At 42.9% G+C, this 20,490-nt stretch carries 1 protein-coding gene; it reads right to left on the reverse strand.

Annotated elements, in window-relative coordinates:
* Positions 1-19,628 (reverse strand): PKD domain-containing protein (locus MWU82_RS05610; RefSeq protein ID WP_247095548.1); only part of this gene is annotated, 19,628 nt, incomplete at its 3' end.
* Positions 19,629-20,490 lie beyond the last annotated feature (862 nt).

Below are 20,490 nucleotides of genomic sequence, written 5' to 3' on the forward strand. Positions count from 1 at the left end.
GTAAAGCTGCCTACGGTAGTATAGGTGTAAACCGGGTTGGTAGCAGACGAGGTATCGCCGTTTCCGAAATCCCAAGCATAGACAAGTCCATTTGGGTTTTCTGGGTCGCTAGATCCACTGCCGTTAAAGTTCACTTCCAATGGTGTCGTACCGATCAAAGGAGTAGCTGTGGCCACTGCCGTAGGGGCAATGTTAGGTTCGGCTAGACCAAATATTTCAATAGCTGATAGTTTCGGTTGGTTTACACCATCGGGTGCTGTTGCATCGAAACCTAGATTCAAAATACCGTCTTCAACTACAACATCAAAGGTTCGGGTTGTAATGGTCTGTGGACCTACGGCCGCATTGATATCAAAATCGTCCAATATGGTGCTGCCTTCCATGACCACATCGAAAATTCGTTGGGCCGTTCCTAAGGTACCGCCTCCATTTGCTCCGAAATATATCTCTGCAAAATGAAGCGTTACCCTGTACTCTCCATTGGCAAGCGGTATTTCATAACCAAAGGTCGGTGGTGAGGCACTGCGTTCCGTTTGGTACAAGGCCGGCACCGTAGCACTGGTATTAGTATATGTTTTTCCACCAACAAAGTTCTGGTCAGCAGAGAAGACATTGCCATCATGACTAAGCTCTGGCCCACCGGCGTTGATCCTTAGGACAAAATCTCCGGTTATTGGGTTATCTACCGTAATGGTAAGGGTGGCCGAATCGGTCAATTGTCCTTCATCGGTTACAGTGAGTGTAACGGTATAGACACCATTTGTTGCAAAGGTGTGAGTTGGTGAAACAACGTTGGATATAGGTGTTCCGTCTCCAAAATCCCACAAGTAGGACAAATTGCCCTCGGTATCGGACGAACCGCTACCATCAAAATTCACTTCCATCGGAGCAATCCCGTTTAATACATCTGCCGAAGCAACCGCTATTGGATCTGTATTAATTGGTTCCGTAACATTAATCTCAATTGTCTCGGTATCACTTTCGCCTTCTGCATCGGTAACAGTAAGAGTAACACTGTAAACCCCAGCAGTATCAAAGGTATAAGTTGCTGTTTCAGTTGATGATGTAGCTTGATCATTGTCAAAGTTCCACAAGTAGCTATCTATGCCCTTGTCATCACTTGAGCCGCTTCCGTCGAAATTTACTTCCAATGGTGCCGTACCGGTCAAAGGAGATGCAGTTGCCACTGCTGTTGGGGCAATGTTAGGTTCGGCTAGACCAAATATTTCAATAGCTGATAGTTTCGGTTGGTTTACACCATCGGGTGCAGTTGCATCGAAACCTAGATTCAAAATACCGTCTTCAACTACAACATCAAAGGTTCGGGTTGTAACGGTCTGTGGACCTACTGCCGCATTGATGTCAAAATCATCCAATATGGTGTTTCCTTCCATGACCACATCGAAAATTCGTTGGGCCGTGCCTAAGGTACCACCTCCATTTGCTCCGAAAAATATCTCTGCAAAATGAAGTGTCACCCTGTACTCGCCGTTGGCAAGCGGTATTTCATAACCGAAAGTGGGCGGTGAGGCACTACGTTCAGTCTGGTACAATGCGGGTACCGTAGCACTGGTATTAGTATATGTTTTTCCACCTGTAAAGTACTGGTCCGCAGTGTAGACGTCCCCATCATAACTAACCTCTGGGCCACCTGCGTTGATCCGCAGTGCAAAGTCCCCAATAACCGGTTCTTGTGTGTCCACTGTTATGGTAGTACTATCTGTCAAAGCTCCTTCATCGGTTACTGTTAGTCTTACAGTATAGATTCCGGATACCGCATAGGTATGTGTTGGAGATACTCCTGTTGCTAGCGGAGTACCATCCCCAAAGTCCCATGCATAGGTAAGATCACCTTCGGCATCATTGGAACCGGCACCATTGAAGTTAAACTGTAATGCAGATGAACCACGGGTAGCGGTAGCCACTGCTACAGGATTGGTGTTAGGTGGTGTTGATACCGTAATGGTTACCGTAGCCGTATTGAACAGACCTTCTGAATCCGTAACACTTAGACTTGCCGTGTAGACCCCTGCAGAGGTATAGGTATGTTCGGCAATCATATCATTTGAATTGGCCGATCCATCTCCAAAGTCCCATAGGTATCCTACAATGTCATTTTTGTCATCCGTAGATCCACTTCCATCGAAGGCTACAACTAAGGCAGCTGGCCCTTCATTAATGTTTGTGGATATTATAGCCAAAGGTGCTTGGTTCTCTTCATTCACGGTAATCAGAACATTTGCTGTTGCGGTAAGCCCTGATTCGTCCTCAATAGTATATGTAAAACTATCCGGACCAAAATAATCGTTATTTGGCGTATACAGTACCTCGGTACCTTCGGAGTTTAATTCCGCTGTTCCGTTTTGAGGAGTATCCACAGAGACTATTAGTATATCCTCTCCATTTGGTTCGGAATCATTGCTGAGTAACTGATCTAGGTTTATCGCCAAATTCTTTTCAGTAACCGCTTCGTCATCTACTGCAACTGGAGGTTCGTTTATATTCACTACCAGGGTAGTGGATGCTGTAAGTCCGTTGGCATCTTCTGCTTCCAACAAAATTGAGAAGCTTCCAGTGGTACCTAATGGTGCTGTACCTTGCAATACACCAGTAATTGAATTATAGCTCATCCAGGATGGCAAAGCACTTCCATTTGAAGTGGCAGTAAAATCCAATGTGTTTCCAGGATATCCATTGTCAAAATACTGGTTGACATCCACATTGAACAATTCGTCCACATTCACCAAAAGGTCTTCTATAGGTTGTGCGCTGGGTACTCCATCCGGTCTAATATTGATAAAGTAGAAGGTGTTGTCGTTCCAATCACAATTGGCTGAACCTGCTCCACATCCTCCCTGAACGAAATCTTGCAATACAATATATTCGTTCGGAATTACATTGCCATTATGGTCGATAACCTTGTAAACCCTTGCTCCTAAAAGATCAGGTCTATTGCCATTTATATTATTGCCGCCGGAAGTCAAGTATCCGGAAACAGCTATCCTAAAGGCGCCAGATATGTTATTGGCAGTGTCATAATTGATGACTCCTCCATTGTTTTTAGGCAATAAAGTCTGATAATAACTGGCATTATGGGAGAAGTTAATTCCACCCACGGTATTGGTTCCGCCAACAGCAACAAACTGGGCGCCGTTGGAACTTGGTCCACCATGTAATGCGGACAATTGTATTCCTATTACCGGTTTGGAAGGATCTGCCTGAACAAAATTGCTGGACAGAATCATATCTCCCTCATAACCTGCATCAATATTAGCTGCAACGGGATAATTGGAGCTTGGATTAGTGGTCTTCGTATTTGGAGGAACAATAGTGCCCTCATCATTTACGATACTCAACATACTGGTTTGGAAACCGAAGGCATCAAACACTTCTTGGGCATTAATTTCATCACCACCTTCTGGTTGTGGGGAATATGCCCCATGTAGGGTTGCCTTATTTTCCAATGCATTATCGGCGTTTGAAACTATTTCAATACTTTCAACGAAAATACCATTTGAGCCGGTGCCCGTTGTACCTATAAAAGTTATATCCAAATCTGCATAACTTCCAGCTGCTATATTTATGGGTAAACTAGTTGAAGTACCTGTAGCATCCAATAATTCGAAGGTATAATCATTGCTATCCGAAAGATTGATTGCGGTAACAACCAAGTCCCCAGTACCGGTATTGTTCAATCGCATCACATTTGCATCATGAACCAAAGCCTGTCCTAGTGAACCTAATCTATGGAAGGTGTAATAATCATCTGCAGGGAACCCTCTGTCCGTACCTGGAACCTTGGTCATGTTTTCAATGGCCAAGAGGGCACCTGTTGGGGTCTCAATGGTGAAGTTGAAGGTTTTTTCGGAAGTATTTCCGTTGTTGTCTTCAGCGCTCACTATCAAAGTGTGGGTACCTTCTGTGGTTATATCCAACGGATCTGTGTAAATCGCCGTAGCATTGCCATCCAACACATATTCCAATCTGGCAATTCCACCGCTATTACTTTCGTCTATAGCCTCTAAACTCACCTGAACACTACCTCTATAGGTATTTGTTGCACTATTGTTTCCATCAAAATTGGCCACAATAGTTGGAGGAATCAAGGAACTATCAAATGGTGCCAGTCGGATATAATTTGGTTTAGCATTCACACCTCCGGTACCTAAGGATAATCTTAGGGTACCGTCTATGACATCTACCAATTTGGTTTCTTCAAAATTGCTATAATCGTCAGGGGCATCATTCTCTTGGTTATAATCAACAATGGTCACTCCGTTCACATCCAACACGTGATTACTGTCGGTAAAATCGGGATCACCAACACTGATATTTACGGAATAGGTGCCATTGGGAACATTTACTACCCAATCAAGCTGCGGGTAAGTGACCGATGAACTATGTCCTATTATGGTAAATGTTTTTAATAAAGCATTGTCATTGCTGCCATTATTTCTATTTCTGGCATTAACACTAGCATCGGCAGGAATAAAAGTGCCTGGATCCACCCATCCAAAGGTCATATCGCCCAAAGATGTGCTTTGGGTACCATATGGCATTCCAATGTCGTCTATATAACCTACTGGTGAAGTCTCAATATCATCAGGATCTTGGAAATTAAATTGATAGGTATAGACCAACTCATTTGTAATTCTTAAACTAACATTTATAACGGCATCCAGATAGTTTGGTGCTGTAGCGGTTATTGTTGCTTCATATGTTCCTAATGCCAGTCCTGTTGCATCAATTCCTAAATCGAACGGAGAATTAAGTTCGAAATCAGTTGGAAGCACAACCCAATCTTCGGAAGCTGTCAAATTGATTTGTCCGGCTGTAACCCCACCATTTCCAAAAAGTGTTAACTGTTGTGCCGGCACATCTTCTTGATTTCTGGAAGCGACAAAATCTATGTTCTGCTCATCAAAATTCAATACCAAGGTGCCATCCTCGAAAGGAAATACATTGTCTATAATAAACATGTAATCTTGATAATCACCATTAGTAGCGTCTTCAAAAGTAATTAGATAGCTGTTTTCAATAGGGTTGCCTTCCCGATCTGTCATCGGGTATATTCTTGTTCTGTGGGCTATCCCAGTGTTAATGGCATCTTCTGTATAGTTAAACCTTCCGAAAGTTTCAGATTCTACGTAGAAACCAAAAACGGCACCTTCTGGGTCAAAAGACGAATCTCCGGATCCAACTGGCGGGAACAAGGTCTGTGCATTGGCAAGTCCGCTAGCCAAAATTCCGACTTCATGGTGGGTAACGCCGCCATTATTGGTATACCAACCGAACGGTAATTCCTCTTGGGGAGAGTAACGACCTACCGGTGTTACGTTTACAGGGCCATCGCCTGCCTTTACCCATAATTCTACCTCTACTTCGTCACCTACCGGATCTGGATTGGTAGAGCTTGATAGAGATGTCCAACCTACATTGATACCAATACCCAAAGCATCCACTACATCTTGTAGTGCAGGCTCCTGTCCGCCTTCAAATCCTGCTTTTTTCAAGCCATGAAGACCTACCTCAAAAGTTGGGTTTACAGCATCATTGCTTACAATGGTCAAACTTGCTTGTTGATATCCTAAATTGGAACCATTCAAATCTGGGGCAAAGGTTACCGTGTAATCCTGATTTTCGCCTGGATTCAATGATATAGCCCCTGAAGGAACAACATTCTCGAACTGATCAGCATATGCACCAGTGATACTCGCACTGGAAATATTTAATACTGCATTACCGTCATTAGTAATAGTAACCACCTTGGTATCTGTGTTACTGCCTTCGTTATTAACGGTCATCTCGAAAATCAATTCGTCCGGTGTAGCCGCAATTTCAGGTCCTAAGACGGCAGGAACTGTTGCCCTCAATAGGGTCAATTTTGGTGTTCCATTGTTATCCCTATCGTATTCCGAGATATACATGTTACCTGTTCGAGGATCTTCCACTACGTCCAAAGGATCATCAAAACCACCAAGCCCGGTTACATCTCCATTTGTATTGGCTATATCCCCATTTGGTTTAGGCTGCATTACCAACAAATCATCTTGACCGCTAAAACGAACTACCATTAACAGGCCTTTTAGTTTTCCGCCAAAGGCATTACTTTGATATTCAATGGCCCCATTTGGAGACTTATTTTTTCCAAAGTCGTATGCAGGCTCCCTGTAGTTAGGATCGGGCCCTAGATTATCTGGATATTTGGCAACATCGGTATATGATGTCTCTTCTTGTCCTGGCAATCCACTATAAGGAGCGCCACCGTGATTTAATACGAATTCTCCCCTATATGGATTAGGATGACCGTGGTATGAACCTCCTTGCGTTTTAAACAGCCAGTCTTTCTGTGTTTCTCCACCGTTCAATGCCGGAGCAAACGGAATAGTAGTCAGCCCATCAATACGCCTTGCCAAGTCATAGTTGGCCGTAGACGGCGAGTTTGGCGAGTTGTTATTGTTACCTGCCGTTCCGTTTGTAGGAATGTATAACCAACCATTTGAATGCCAAACCAAGTCATAGGCGTTACGTATACCCGTGGCATAGATGGTCAAAGGTGAGTTGGTGGCATAAGGATTGTAAGATCCGTCGCTCATGGTTAGGCTCGCAGATGACGCACTATTGATTATTCCAATATTGTCAGTAGTAAAAGCGCTTAAAGGAAGTGTTGACGGCATTTTATTGAAATCAACTTTTAAGACCGCTGCCGATAGCAATCTTTCTGGTCGGTTCACCCAGTTGGGATCCGGTTCACCACCTGCGGAATTACTTCCTTGGTTTATATATAAATTTCCTTGTGGGTCGAAGACAATACTGTTTGTTAAATGATCTTTACCAGATCTTGGTAAGTGAATGATCAAATCCTCCACGTTGGAAAGTGTTGGTCCGGTAAGTTTGGACAAGATGCCATCCCATTCCGGACCATCTGTAATAGACGCTGCACTATGCGTAACGTAAGCAATTAAATTGTCGGCAGTAGAGGCTGGGTCAAAGACTAGGCCAATAATCAATCTGTCGTTATTATTTCTAGGACCGGATACTGGATGTGCTGCGCCTTGTAGTTGCGGAGATAGTATTTCCAAATTCTCCAAGGTACCATCCGTTGCCATATCCCATCTATAGATCTTACCATCCGAATTAAAGTTGCCAATGGTACTTGCATATAGTTTACCATCGGGTCCTATTACAAGACTGGAGAAACGTTGATTAGTGGTGCCTTCGCCCAATAGGGGGCCTCCTTCTACTTTAAAGAATTCTACACCTGTTAAATCCAAGTTTACAACCACATCTTCATCACCTGTTGTGAATTGGGATTCAAACGGCATAAATGGCAAACGATCATTGATATCGCCGACTACATTTGCCTCAATGTTACTCGTAAGTCGGAAAGTATATGTGGTGAAGGTTTTAAGGCTGCTTAAAGGTGTTAGCGTTATTGCATCCCCACCTCCTGTGTCATTTGAATTTGAAGGAACCAATACCTCTCCGGCGTTTGTTACTTCGTAAAGATTTATGTTTCCGGCCAAAGTGGCTTTATCAAGCTCGTAGCCCACAGGGGTTACCACCTCAACATTGATCTGAAAGTCCGTTATGGCCACATTGTTACTGTTGTTCGCTGGCGTAACATTGGCGAAGAACGGTTGTGTTATTGTACCATCTTGGGTTATGGTCAAAGAGTTGATCTTGGTATTGAAACCACCAGATGCATCTATGGTCAATCGGCCGTCTGTTACGGTTACCGTAGCGGAACCAGAAGTAAATCTGGTAGATGCGCCTACCGCGCCTGTTGGAGAATAGCGATCAATAGCATTTATTCCTTCAATATTAATGGAATGGAAAGGTTCAGTACCTTCCTGACCATCTATATTAGGATCTCCAACCCCTACGGTTACATTGTAATTTCCGTTTGGTACCTCAATTTCCCATATACCTTCGGTTAAAACTCCGGTTGATCCTCCTACATTGCCATATTGCATGTGCAATAGCGTATTTCTTAAAATATCAACATTGGTAACATTTCTGTTTCTTACATTTTGTGATAAATCCAAAGGAGTAAGTCCATTCGTTGTCAACCATCCGTAACTGTAGGTGTTGCCTCGATCTCCAAAGCCCAGTCCAGAATCCACCAAATAACCTGTTGGAGGAACATCTTCCGGTAGGGAGAAGTTAATATTGATCGGTTCAAAGGCGACTGGAATATTATCAGGAGTAATGGCAAAATCGGATATCGTATATACAACTTCCGTTGCTGCAGCTTCACGTCTTTTGGTAGCAAAAACACCAGCAAAACTTAAGTTGTCATAAGCAGTGTTGCCATTGACATATACATTGGGCAAGGGCAATGACCCTAACTCTAGCTCAGCACCTCCGTTCAAGGAATAGAAGGCCGCAAGTTCATTATTGTCAATGTCTACATATAATCGAAGTTGCACGGTGCTCGCATTTAAATTGGGCACTACGTCTATCACTTGATCTACATTATTGGAAACTGCATTTACCTCTGATCGCAATTCTATTTGTGAAGCGCCATTGGCAATCAGTTTAACAAAATTATCTTCATTCAGACCGAACCAAATACCTGCCTGCTCCGAGTTATTGGTGCTATCGGTATAAGGATTTATTATTGTGGTTGTGATACTGAAATTGCCATAATCGTCAGCATCTATTCCCACTCCAAGAGTATTGATTTGTGAATTTACCTCCGTACTTGATGAATTGGAGGAGAAGGCAATTCCCTTATTGGCCGTTAGCAATAAATTACCATTTGAGAAATTTATTTGCCCAGGCTCAAATCCAGGTACGTTGGCATTAAACACTGCCCCATCTTCTGCCAGTCTTGCAGAAGGATTATCTACCATAGTAAAGCCGGTATTGGCCAAGCCACCTTCGGCGCCATCAAAATCCAAGGAGAATGGAAGTGCTGCTTCCAGCTCGTTACAGTCCAAGGTACTTATAGGGGAACATGCCACAACAGGTGTACCGCCAACTGGACGAATATTTCTTGCTATAACCACGATATCCTGATAGTCGAATCCTGAGATATGTTCTTCTGTGGCTATAATGTATGCGTTGCTCTCGCCGGGAAGTTCGTACACCCGTACATGATGTGGAATAGCTCCGGTGAAGGTATTTAAGGCATCTTCACTGAACAATTGTCGATTGTTGAAGGCAGGCCATCTACTGTAGAAGCCAAAACTTTCTACGCCCGGATCGAATTCGGCAACGCCTGTAATAGGAGCATTTAAGGTCTGTCCATTACTTGTAGGCGAATTTGTAACCGTAAACAGTTCGTTCGTAGAAGCGGCATTTCCGCTATTGTACCATCCAAAGGCAACAACCGGATTGCTGGTAGTAGGGCCATAAACGCTCAATAATTCCAAGGTTACCGGAGCATCAATGGCACGCTCGAATTGCTGTAGGGCCACTTCATCCCCCAATAAATCATTATAAGTTGATCCATTTGGCAGGTCTATAAGGTTTGTTGCCGTATTGGTGTCACCAACGTTTACCGTTCCTGCTCCCAAATGCGTATCCAATATCCATTGTAACGAAGGTTCGTTATTGCCACCGGTTCCAGTTTTTCCCAAACCATTTAGGGATATAACTACAGGTTCAGCATTAGTACCTGTAATGGTTAACTGTGCAAACTTAGGCCCATTGGAGGTGGGTGTAAACAATACATCAAAAGAAGCTGAGTTCTGTGAATTTATACTGGAAGGCATGCCAACAACAGTAAATTCACCAGCATTGGCACCTGTCAATTCAGCTTGTATATTGGTCAAGGAAGCATTCCCTAAATTGGAGAATAGCACCTCTTGCGTAAACGTACCCGAGTTGGCTATGGCATCACCGATAACTTCATCGGTATTTAAAACGATAAGTGGTGTTGGTGCGGCCTGGTTGCTCGGTTTCAATAATACGATTTCATTTCGGGCATAGTCAGATACATAGATGTTTCCATTTGAAACATCCTCTACTAGATCTAAAGGATCTGTAAATCCGGTAAATCCTGGTATACCTGCCTTATAGGTTAAAATATCACCGTTTGGACCATCTGGCACCAATGCTATGATGTCGCTGCTGCCACTATATCTCACAACCAATAGGGCACCCTGCAGGTTGCCATTTTCGGCATTACTCCTATATTCAATGACACCGTTGGGTGATTTGTTAAATTCGAAATCAAATGCAGCTCCACGATAGTTGATGTCTGCTTCTACACCGTTATATGCACTATTATTTACATCGGCATCACCTCTGTTTAGCACAAATTGTCCCAATAAAGGGTTGGGGTGTCCGTAAAAGCCTAAGCTAGAATTAGGGTCCACTCTGAACAACCAATCCCTTTGAACATTGTTGCCATTGGAAGAAGGAATTACAGGATAAAGAGGATTGCTATGGTCATAAAAAGTACCATCCGGTCTTCTTGTTCCATTGATCGATGCAGGTGCATTACTTCCCCCTGCTGTACCATTGGTAGGGATGTATAATTGGCCATTGCTATGCCATACCAAATCGTAGGCATTTCGAATACCAGTTGCAAATAACGTTAATGGCGCATTAACATAAAATGGATTATAAGTTCCATCATCTGCAAAAGTTTGACCATCTTCAGTATAGGTTGCAACTGTAGAAGTCAGGGTAGGGGAATTAACATTAACATTGTTAATCGCCACAGGGTCCATAGTAGTTTTTACATTTAAAGGCCATTGACTTTCGGGAAGTTTGTCTAGGTCCAGACGTAATGCGGCACCGGAAAGAAGACGTTCCTTTCTATTTCCCCAGGCATTGTCCGGTGCTCCTGCGGCACTATTGCTTCCTTGATTAAAATAGATAACCCTAGGTTCTCCATCTTTGAAGTCCATGCTGTTTGTTAAGTGGTCCTTTTTAGATCTTGGTAAATTGGTCAGGATAAGATCGTGAACTTCAAGATTGGCTCCTGTTAAACGGGAAAGATTTCCATCCCAGGCAGGGGCATTGTTCAAACCACCGGAATCGTGGGTTATATAGGCAATTAAATTATTGGCTGTTGCAGCGGGGTCAAACGTAAGACCAACGGTTGTACGACTACTATAATTACCTTGTGCGGCACTCTTCCAGGTATTTAAAATTTCTTTGTTGGCCAAGGTGCCATCTGTATTGATACTCCATCGGTGAATGTCACCGTTTATTACCAGACCATATAGTTTTCCGTCAGGGCCTATGGTCAATGTGGAATATCCAGCACCATTAGCACCACCATTATTGGCTACCGCTCCTGCATTTGTAAAGGCCACGTTGTCAAGGTCCGTAACCGGGCCGGTATTTCCACTGCCTGTTGTAAAGGAGGATGTGAAGAATTCAAAAGGTTCCCCTACTAGATCCAAAACGCCATCGATTACAAGGACATAGGTGGTATTGGCTTCCAAAGGTTGGTTTGGCGCTAAGTTGATGGCATCTCCGCCCCCTGTACCATTAACACTGGCTCCAATAGGAGTTGTGTTTCCTTGTTTGAACAATTTAACGGTAGTGGTGGTAATCGTTGTATTGTCCACACCAGCATTTCCTTCATTGTCAAAATTTGGAAGGAAGAGCTCGTTAGCTGAAATTGTTGGTGTTACGGAAACATTTATGGCTCCGTCGGATGGGGTTACACCGGCCACTCGTGGTGTTTGTATAGCCGTTGTTGTCGAGACAATCTGAATACTATTTATTTTGGTATTGTGCCCTCCGTTTAGGGGGTCAATGGTCAATCTGCCGTCGGTAACATTGACTGTTGCACTTCCGGAAGTAAAACGAGTACTGCTGCCTATGGCTCCTGTTGGGATATAATTATCTACCAAATTTACACCTTCGGCATTTATCCGGTGTGCGGGAATATTTGCAGCAGGATTATCTACAGTAGGGTCACCTACGAATACGGTTACCAAATAACTACCATTTGGTACTTCAATTTCCCATTTGGCATCTGGTAAATATCCATTGGCAGCATTTGTTGATACATTGCCATATTGCAGATGTATCAAGGTGTTGTTAAGATCACTTACTCCAGTAATTTCTCTGTTTCTACCATTTTTGGTAAGATCTGCCGGGGCAGAGGTATTGGCATCCAACCATCCGTAACTATAACCGTTGCCCCTATCTGCGTAGGCATCACCGGCATCTTTCTCGTAACCCGAAGGGGCTGCGGAGGCCGCATCCGAAAAATTAACATTAACGGCAAAGTTATTTATGGGCTCCGTTATTTCCAGATTAATCGTCATTTCGGCGTTGGAATAGCCCATATCCGGTTGGTCAACAGCAAATAGTGTGGTGCTGTAGTTCCCTACTGGAAGATTGGGAAGGATACCCAATTCTAAAGTTCCCAACTGTGGGTCGGTGGGTAAAACCAACCATCCACCAGCATCGGGGTCATCTGAGAGCGTAATAGTTGGGTTGCCTGAATTTGCCGTAACTGTAACTGTCTGTGGGGCAACGTTTTCACCAACTGCACCGGAGAAATTAAGTACTGGCGTATCAAAAGTCAATGCAAGTGCAGGTTGCTCCGCATCAATTTCAAATGCTTTAAATAGAACTGTTATTGACTGATCAACTGCAGCATTGCGATGTGTTGTAAATATTCCGGCGAAATTTAAAGTTTCCGAAGGATTAGCTGTATCGTATGAAGTACCTGCAAAGTAGTTGGCCGGAACAGGAAAGAAATCTACTCCCTCTTCGGAAACCAAGATTTCGTTACCGCCCTCAAGCGTATAGTATCCTTTCACCGTATTGTTCACAGGATCCAATTCCATTCTCAAGGTAATCTCTCCAGTGTTGGAGGCTATATTAGGGGTATCTAGTTCCAAAAATGCCGTTTGTGTGGTATTTTGGTCCATATTCTCTACCTGTAACTGTACTTTTTTGGTAGTAGAAGTGCCTGTTTTTATAAGGGCCAATTTAATATAATGGTCCTCGTCTAGGCCGAACCAAATACCAGCCTGTTGGGCGCCATTCCCCGTACTGCCTGAAAAATCCGGATTTTCCAAAGTTGATGAAATACTAAAAGTAGTAGTGGGGGTGGTTATACCTACCCCTAAGGCGTTCATTTGAGAATTGGTATTTGCACTACTTGGCGTTCCTTGGGAAGCCAACTGGCTATAAAAGATACCTTTGGTACTCGTTAGGGCCAAGCCTGAATTACTCTGAGAAATGAGGCTTGGTGCATAACCCAATACATTGGGATCTGCAATTGCCACATCTTCCGATAATCTCTCACTAGGTTCCAAGACCATGGTCATACCAGATTGTGATAGATTGCCATTGTCCGTTGTAAAGTCAAGTGACAACGGTAGCGTGGTTTCAATTTGGTCACAGGGCAAAGTACTAAGTGGACTACAGGGAAGCACTTCCACTGTATCGGTGACATCAATGGTAATAATTGCAGAATTAGTATTGGTGCCATCGCTTACTTCAACGGTCAAGACATATTGTGGTGTTGTGTCATAGTCAAGTGCCGTTAATAGTGTAATCTCTCCGCTGTTACCATCAATGGCGAACTCTCCACCATCATTACCTGCTGTAATGGAATATGTAAGGGAGCCATCGTCCGTTGCTACAACGGTACCGACTACGCTATTGAGCGCTGCATCCTCAGCTACTGCAAAATTCTGGTCAACGATTACCGGCGGATTGTTCTCTTCTGAAACTGAGAAATAATCAAATGCGGTGTCAAAGCTTGCACCATTCCTATAGGTAGTATAAACTCCGGCAAAGCTTGCAGAACCATTTTCTATACTTAACTGTTTGCCGTCCAAGTATGCTTGGGGAAGGACAAGATTATTATAGTTGGTCTTGGTGAGCTGAACAAATGCGCCATTGTCAATGGCATAATAGGCGGTCAGGGTTGATGCTATAGGGTCAATTACCAATCTTAATGTAACATCATTACCGGATACTCCTGCATTGGACAATGCAATTTGATCTGGTGAAGTACCTCCGTTTAGGGAAACTCCTCCAATTTCACGACGCATTTCAATATTGTCACCGTTCACATTCAGTTTTACGAAATTTTCATCGTCGATACCAAACCAGATTCCTGCCTGTGCCGAACCACCCCCTGTAGCGATACCTAATAATTTGGTCTCTATAGTCAATGGTGTATTAATATTCTGCAATCCAACTCCCAAGGTATTCACTTGGGCATTGTTATCTACATAGGCAATCCCTTTAGAGGAGGTTAGCACTAGATTGGAATTGACAATATTTAGCTTTGAAGGCTCATAACCATTTATATCCGAGGTGCTGATAGGTAAATCTTCAGTAAGTCTATTTCCTGAATGAGGATCTGCCATAGTAAAGCCGGTACCATTTCCATTGTTGTCTATCAATCCTCCTTCAGAACCGTCAAATGCCAGGTTCAAGGGCAATGTTGTTACAATTTGATCACAAGGTAGGGTACTCAGTGGATTACAAGGTTCTATTTCAATTACATCCGAAATGTCTATTGTTACAATAGCGTCATCAGTTAGCTCCCCGTCAGAGACTTCTACTGTCAACAAATACTGATTGGTAGTCTCAAAATCAAGTGAGGTCAAAACCGTGATTTCTCCGGTTGTCTCGTTAATTCCAAATACTGCACTTTCATTACCAGCGCTTATGCTGTAAACTAGGGTGCCATCGTCTGTTGCAATAACCGTTCCCACAACAGTATTTAAAGTGGCATCCTCTGCTACCGAAAAAGTCTGATTATCTACAACGGGCGTTCCGTTGGCAGGGGAAGCTTCGGTGATAGTTACTTCCCAAACTTGGGTAGTGGTTTCATCCTCTGCGGTAACCGTATAATTTATTGGAGTGCTGAAATCCTGTGAGATACCAGGTAGTGGTGATATGGTAGCACCGTCGGACAAGGTTATCGTAGGCGTTAAGGTTAGACCTGTACCGTTAGGAACTTCAAGAGTCACTGTATGGTTATCAGTGTCAATGGTTGCTGTTGCAGTATCTTCAGTTAATACAAAGGTTAGAATATCTGTCTCGATTGATCTTGGATCTGTTGTTTGCGAGATAACTGCAGAATTGATTTTAGTATTATTGGCCAAAGGATTATCTGCATCAATAGTCAACTTGCCATCCAATACTTGCACCACAACGGTTCCACTAGTAAAACGTCCAAGGTCACCATTTGGCAAATCGGAATCTACATCATATATATCAATGGCAGTTGTTCCCTCCACGCTTATAAAATGGTCTGGGGTCTCATTTAGGTTGCCATCTTGATTTGGATCTCCAACACTAATGGCAACTTCGTACCAACCGTTGGGTACTTCAATTTCCCAAACACCTTCATTGGCTCTGTTACCTGTCCAACTTCCAATGTCGTTACCTTGAAAATGGACCAGGGTCTGCTGTGATAAATCCAATCCAGGATATGAACCACGATTACGGCCAACGCCATTGCTCGGTGTTGTCAGGTCTATTGGCTGGCCATCGGATAGTTTGATCCAACCATAGGTAAGACCGCCTTCATTGGCGCCATAGGGTAATCCATAATCTTTAACATACCCCGTGGGTGGAGTTGTAGCGGCATCCTGAAAATTCACTCTATAGGGAAAGGAAGTAACAACCAATGGCGCTTCCACCGTCACCTCTTGAATTGCAGCGGAACTCGTAAGACCCTGGTCATCCGTTACCGTTAAAGATATTGTGTATGTGCCCGCAGTGGGATATTCATAGGACAGGGTTGCACCATTTGCGGTGTCACCATTTCCAAAATCCCAATCATAGGCAGCAATAGAACCATCGTCCTGAGAGGCAGTAGCATCCAAATCAACGGTTAAATCCGAAATAGAAGTAGTGAAACTTGCATTTGGCACATTGTTCATTAATTCGGTGACTACCTCTGAATAATCAGTGCTCAAGCGAATAGGACCAATTTTCCCTGTATTGTTGGGTGAAGTGGAACCGATAAAGATACGTCCCAATTTCGGCGTTCCGGAAGTGGAGTGATCTGTTGTTGCCGTAAGCCATGAATTGTCACCTTCCGTTAGGGTAGGAGACAAAGTATATTGGTATGTTATGGTCCCTATGCCATCCCATACACCTCTTACAACAAATTGTAATAATTGGTCTTCATTAAGCACTTGCTCGCCGGCGTTGGAATTTGCACCACCTAAACCTAATCTAGCTTTTATATTTCCGTCGTATCTACCTATAATCTGTCGGATCCATTGGTCGCCCGGTGCATCGTCGTCTACTCGTATAGCGACACGGACCCTATTTAAATTTCCAGTTCCTATTTCGGAGAACTTAAAATAGGTTCCAAAATAGAAAGGAACATTGGCAATAAGGTCGGCAGGATTATTTACAAGGGTTAAATAATCTATCGTAGTGTTCAGATTTTCTATATTCACGGAGTGGGTAGTACCACTTGTAAGGCCTTCTGCTACGACAGGGGCATCGGGCAGCTCAACACCGCTGGTATTATTGACCTCAGGATTCCAGGCCCCACCAGAAACGACTTTGAGATTGCCTGGAGTGTATGTGAAATTTTCGATATAGGAAAAAGCGTTGGTCGGAGTTTCAAGTTCATCCACCACGGTAATTGCAATATCTTGGGTAATTGAAAGACTTCCTGAATCCGTAACAGTTACCTGTATATCGTATACATTATCCGTATTGGAGTCTGCTGGCACCTCAAAATCGGGTGCTATTACGAAAGTAACTACTCCTGTACTCGCATCAACATCAAATTGTCCATCATCATTACCGCCGCTAAAGGAAAAAGTCAGGCCTGAGCCTTCTGAATCGTTATCGTCAGTGGCATCCACATCAATAGCCGCTGTCTGATTTTCTGCAACCTCTATGGTATTCGCTGTTGTTATTTGAGGTGCTGCGTTGAGAGGCGCAGCCTCGGTCACTGTCACTGCCCATAGTTGGGATGTGCCATCCTGGGCCGTTACAGTGTAATCAGCTGGGTTCGTGAAATCATTGGACACACCCGTATCAGGATTTATGGTTGCATTATCTGAAATAGTTATGGTTGGGACAAGGTCGGTAATATCAGTGCCGTTGTTTACTTCGATGGTCACAGTATGGTTGCCTGCTTCAATAGTGGCGTCACCGGTTTGTTCCGCCAAGGCGAAAGTCAATATGTCGTTCTCGTTACTTTGTACCGCTGGCAATATTTCAATAGCCTGTACTATAGCTTTATTGGTAGATGCTAAAAAATCTATATTCAGTTCACCATCCAGCACTTCTACTTCAAAACTCAATAGAGCCAAAGTCCCTTGGCCGTAGGTAGCAAAAAGATCTAAGTCGTCTACAACGGTGTTCCCTTCTATAGAAACATCAAAAACCCTTGCGCCAGCGGTATCAAAGTAATTCTCTAAACTATGAATAGCTATAATGTAGTTGCCATTGGCAATGGGAAAATTATAACTAAATTCCGTGCCGAACCTCCTAGGATGGTAGAGCTCGGTATGACCGCCTGCGATGGTATAGGGCGTATTGGATGTTTCGGTAGGCTGTGTCTCCACTAAATAACCCGGAGTCTCCGCGATATATAGATCCGAATCTTTCGTATAGTCTTGTCCAAAAACGTTCATGCGGAAAGGTGCCGTAATTTCTGAAACGGTAACAGCCGTTGCCGTTAAATCAGCATCTAATTCTGCGGGGATAAAACCCTTGGCTGTGGCAATTATTTTGTTATTTCTGGTATCGCCTACTGCCAAGTTGGTAGCGTCTATTGCGAAATCAAAAAGGCCTACAGTATTGGTCGTGGGAATAGTCAGCCAATCATTGGATCCTGTGATATTCTTATCAACGGCATTTATATTGTCATTGATTGTTAAGCTAATATTGGTTGCTCCAGCACCGGAAAGCGTACTGGAAAAAGTGCTTGAAGTACCAGCTTCTAAAGCTTCGCTAATGGAGTTTGGTGAGAAAGTAAGAACACCATTTACAGGAGTCCCCGTACTTTCAACTACATCAATATGTGTAATCTTGGAGTTAAAGCCCCCAACACCGTTCATTGTCATAAATCCATCGGTCACTTCAACAATCATGGTTTCAACCACTGTTTGACCTGGATTGGGGACAAAAGCGGGAATAATGGTATAACCCTCAATGGTGGCACTATGTCTACTGTCAATATTATTTACATCTTTATCACCTAGACCGATGGTAACTGCATAGGTGCCATTGGGAATTTCAAGTTCCCAAATTACTTCATTGCCTCTAGGTTGTCCTGCCCAGGATTGGTTGCCACCTGTATTGGACATGATATTATCACCTTGAAAGTGCATTAAGGTTCCTTCTAATTTTTCTTGGTCCGAAGCTCCAGAATAAGTTGTGGTTATTCTATTTCTGCCTGCACCTCCAGTTGCCCCGGAACCACCATTGTTGGCAGCTTCGTTGGATATGTCTGCCGGCGTAGTCCCATCGGAAGCCAGTTTCCAGCCATATTCATAGTTTTCCGTGCCTATGGTAACACTAGAATTCCCAAATGCTTTACCATAATCTGCGAGGTAACCGGCAGGTGGTGTTGTAAAACTTGGATTGTTTTGAAAGTTAATATGCGCTATGAAAGGAGTGATGTCTTCCGTCACAGAAAATGAATTGTATGAAATATCCATAGAGCCTCCCGTAGCCCTTCTGGTAGAGGTCATTATTCCGGCAAATGTTAGATTATTTGTGCCTATATTGTTATCGTGATCAATTCCATTGAGAAATGAATCTGGAGCTGTTAAAACATCGGTTCCCGACTGCGCCACTTGAATTTCGCTACCACCGTCCAAACTGTAAAATCCCCTTACCGAATTATCGGAGGGGTCAATGGAAATACGAAAACTTATTTGTGATACTCCGCTTGTATTAAAGTTGCCCGTATTTAATTCCGTTATAATCAAATTCGCAGCATTATTGGGGTCGGTCTGTTCCAGTGCAAACTGAATCTTTTGCTGGGTAGCATTTGCTTTTACCACGACCAACTTGGCAAAATTATTTTCATTTAATCCAAACCATATTCCTGCCTGTTGTGAACCGTTAGTAGCTGTACCATTAAGACTACCTGTAAAATTTGGCTGATCAATGACTGCTGAAATATCGATGACGTTGGAAGCGGCTTGAAACCCTACCCCAAGGGCATTGATCTGGGAATTTGTAAAGGTGCTGTTTGGAGATCCGGAAAGTTGACTGTAATTTATTCCGTTGGTGGCAGTAACGTTTAGAACCCCACTGGAAAGGGAAAGATTCTGGGCTACCAGACCGGGAACATCGTCATCATTAATGGCCTCGTCTCCAGTTAATACAGTGGAAGGTGGATCGACCATTGTGAAACCGGTAGACAAAATACCTCCTTGGTTTCCATTAAAATTTAAATTTACTGGCAGAGTAACTCCCACCTCGTTACAATCCAATGTGCTTAGATCGGGGCAAGGAGTTTGACTAAATGCGAGTAAGGAAAAAAGAAAAAGAATAGGGAGTAGGGTAATTTTTCTCATAATACGGCGTAAAAGAAATTGATTGAATATGGTGTTGGAATATATATAGGCGAAATGAAGACTATCCTGGGATCGGAGTCTTAATTCGGAACTAAAAAAGCGTACGGAAAAACATGGAGCAAAGTCCATGGAAAGCAGTTTGTATAATTTTCTGCTAAAGTAATTTCTAATCATTCAAAATGGTTTGGTTATTTAAAACCAAAGCATTCTCGAGGCTAATTCATATTCGCATGTGGGGTATGCGATATAAATATTTTTTTGCGGGGGGAACTTTTAATCCTGAGGACCAAAAGCGCTATTAATATTTTTGACAAGTATATAAAAATCATTTTAACATCTTGCCTATAGAGTCTTGCTAATCACCCAATTCTTGGTAAAATTCGTTGAGTTGTACACTAATTGGGATAAACTTATCGCAGTCTATTTATATTTTTTTTGTTTAATAAAGGAAAGGTCTTTTGAAATTATATTTATGTCAGCTTAATCGATAAATAAGAGTAGGAAAATAATACATATTTTATAATAATTAGTAATCATTAATATTAGAATTTAAGAAATATAGAGAACTTCCAATCCAAACATAGAGTTGAAATTATTGTTACAATTTTATGTGATTTCATTTAGATATCGATAAATTTTACGCTTTCCAAAATGGGAAAGAGAGATTTATGTCAGTTAATTTAAATGGTCGATCCTATCTAGCGCACATGAGTTGACTCAATGGTCGAGTATAAAGGCCTTGCCTGCCAAATTGGATAGTTCCCCCGAATACCTTTTCAGCAAGCTGGCCAATATGCGTTTAATATGTGGTTAATTGTACATCAATGGTACATTGCAATCTAGACAATTAGGCAGCCCTTTATCATATTTCATTGGGCAAACATATATTGATATAAAGAAAGTCCCTTGCGGTTTTCCGCAAGGGATTGAATTCTGTTCCCGGAGGTTTGGAATTTTGTTTTATCATATTCTATAATACATCAATTAGCCCGTTAGAATCAATTGCTTTTAATGGGGTTAGATGCGGAATAAGAGT

Origin of the sequence: Arenibacter sp. S6351L (assembly GCF_023016025.1) — a bacterium.
GTDB lineage: Bacteria > Bacteroidota > Bacteroidia > Flavobacteriales > Flavobacteriaceae > Arenibacter > Arenibacter algicola_B.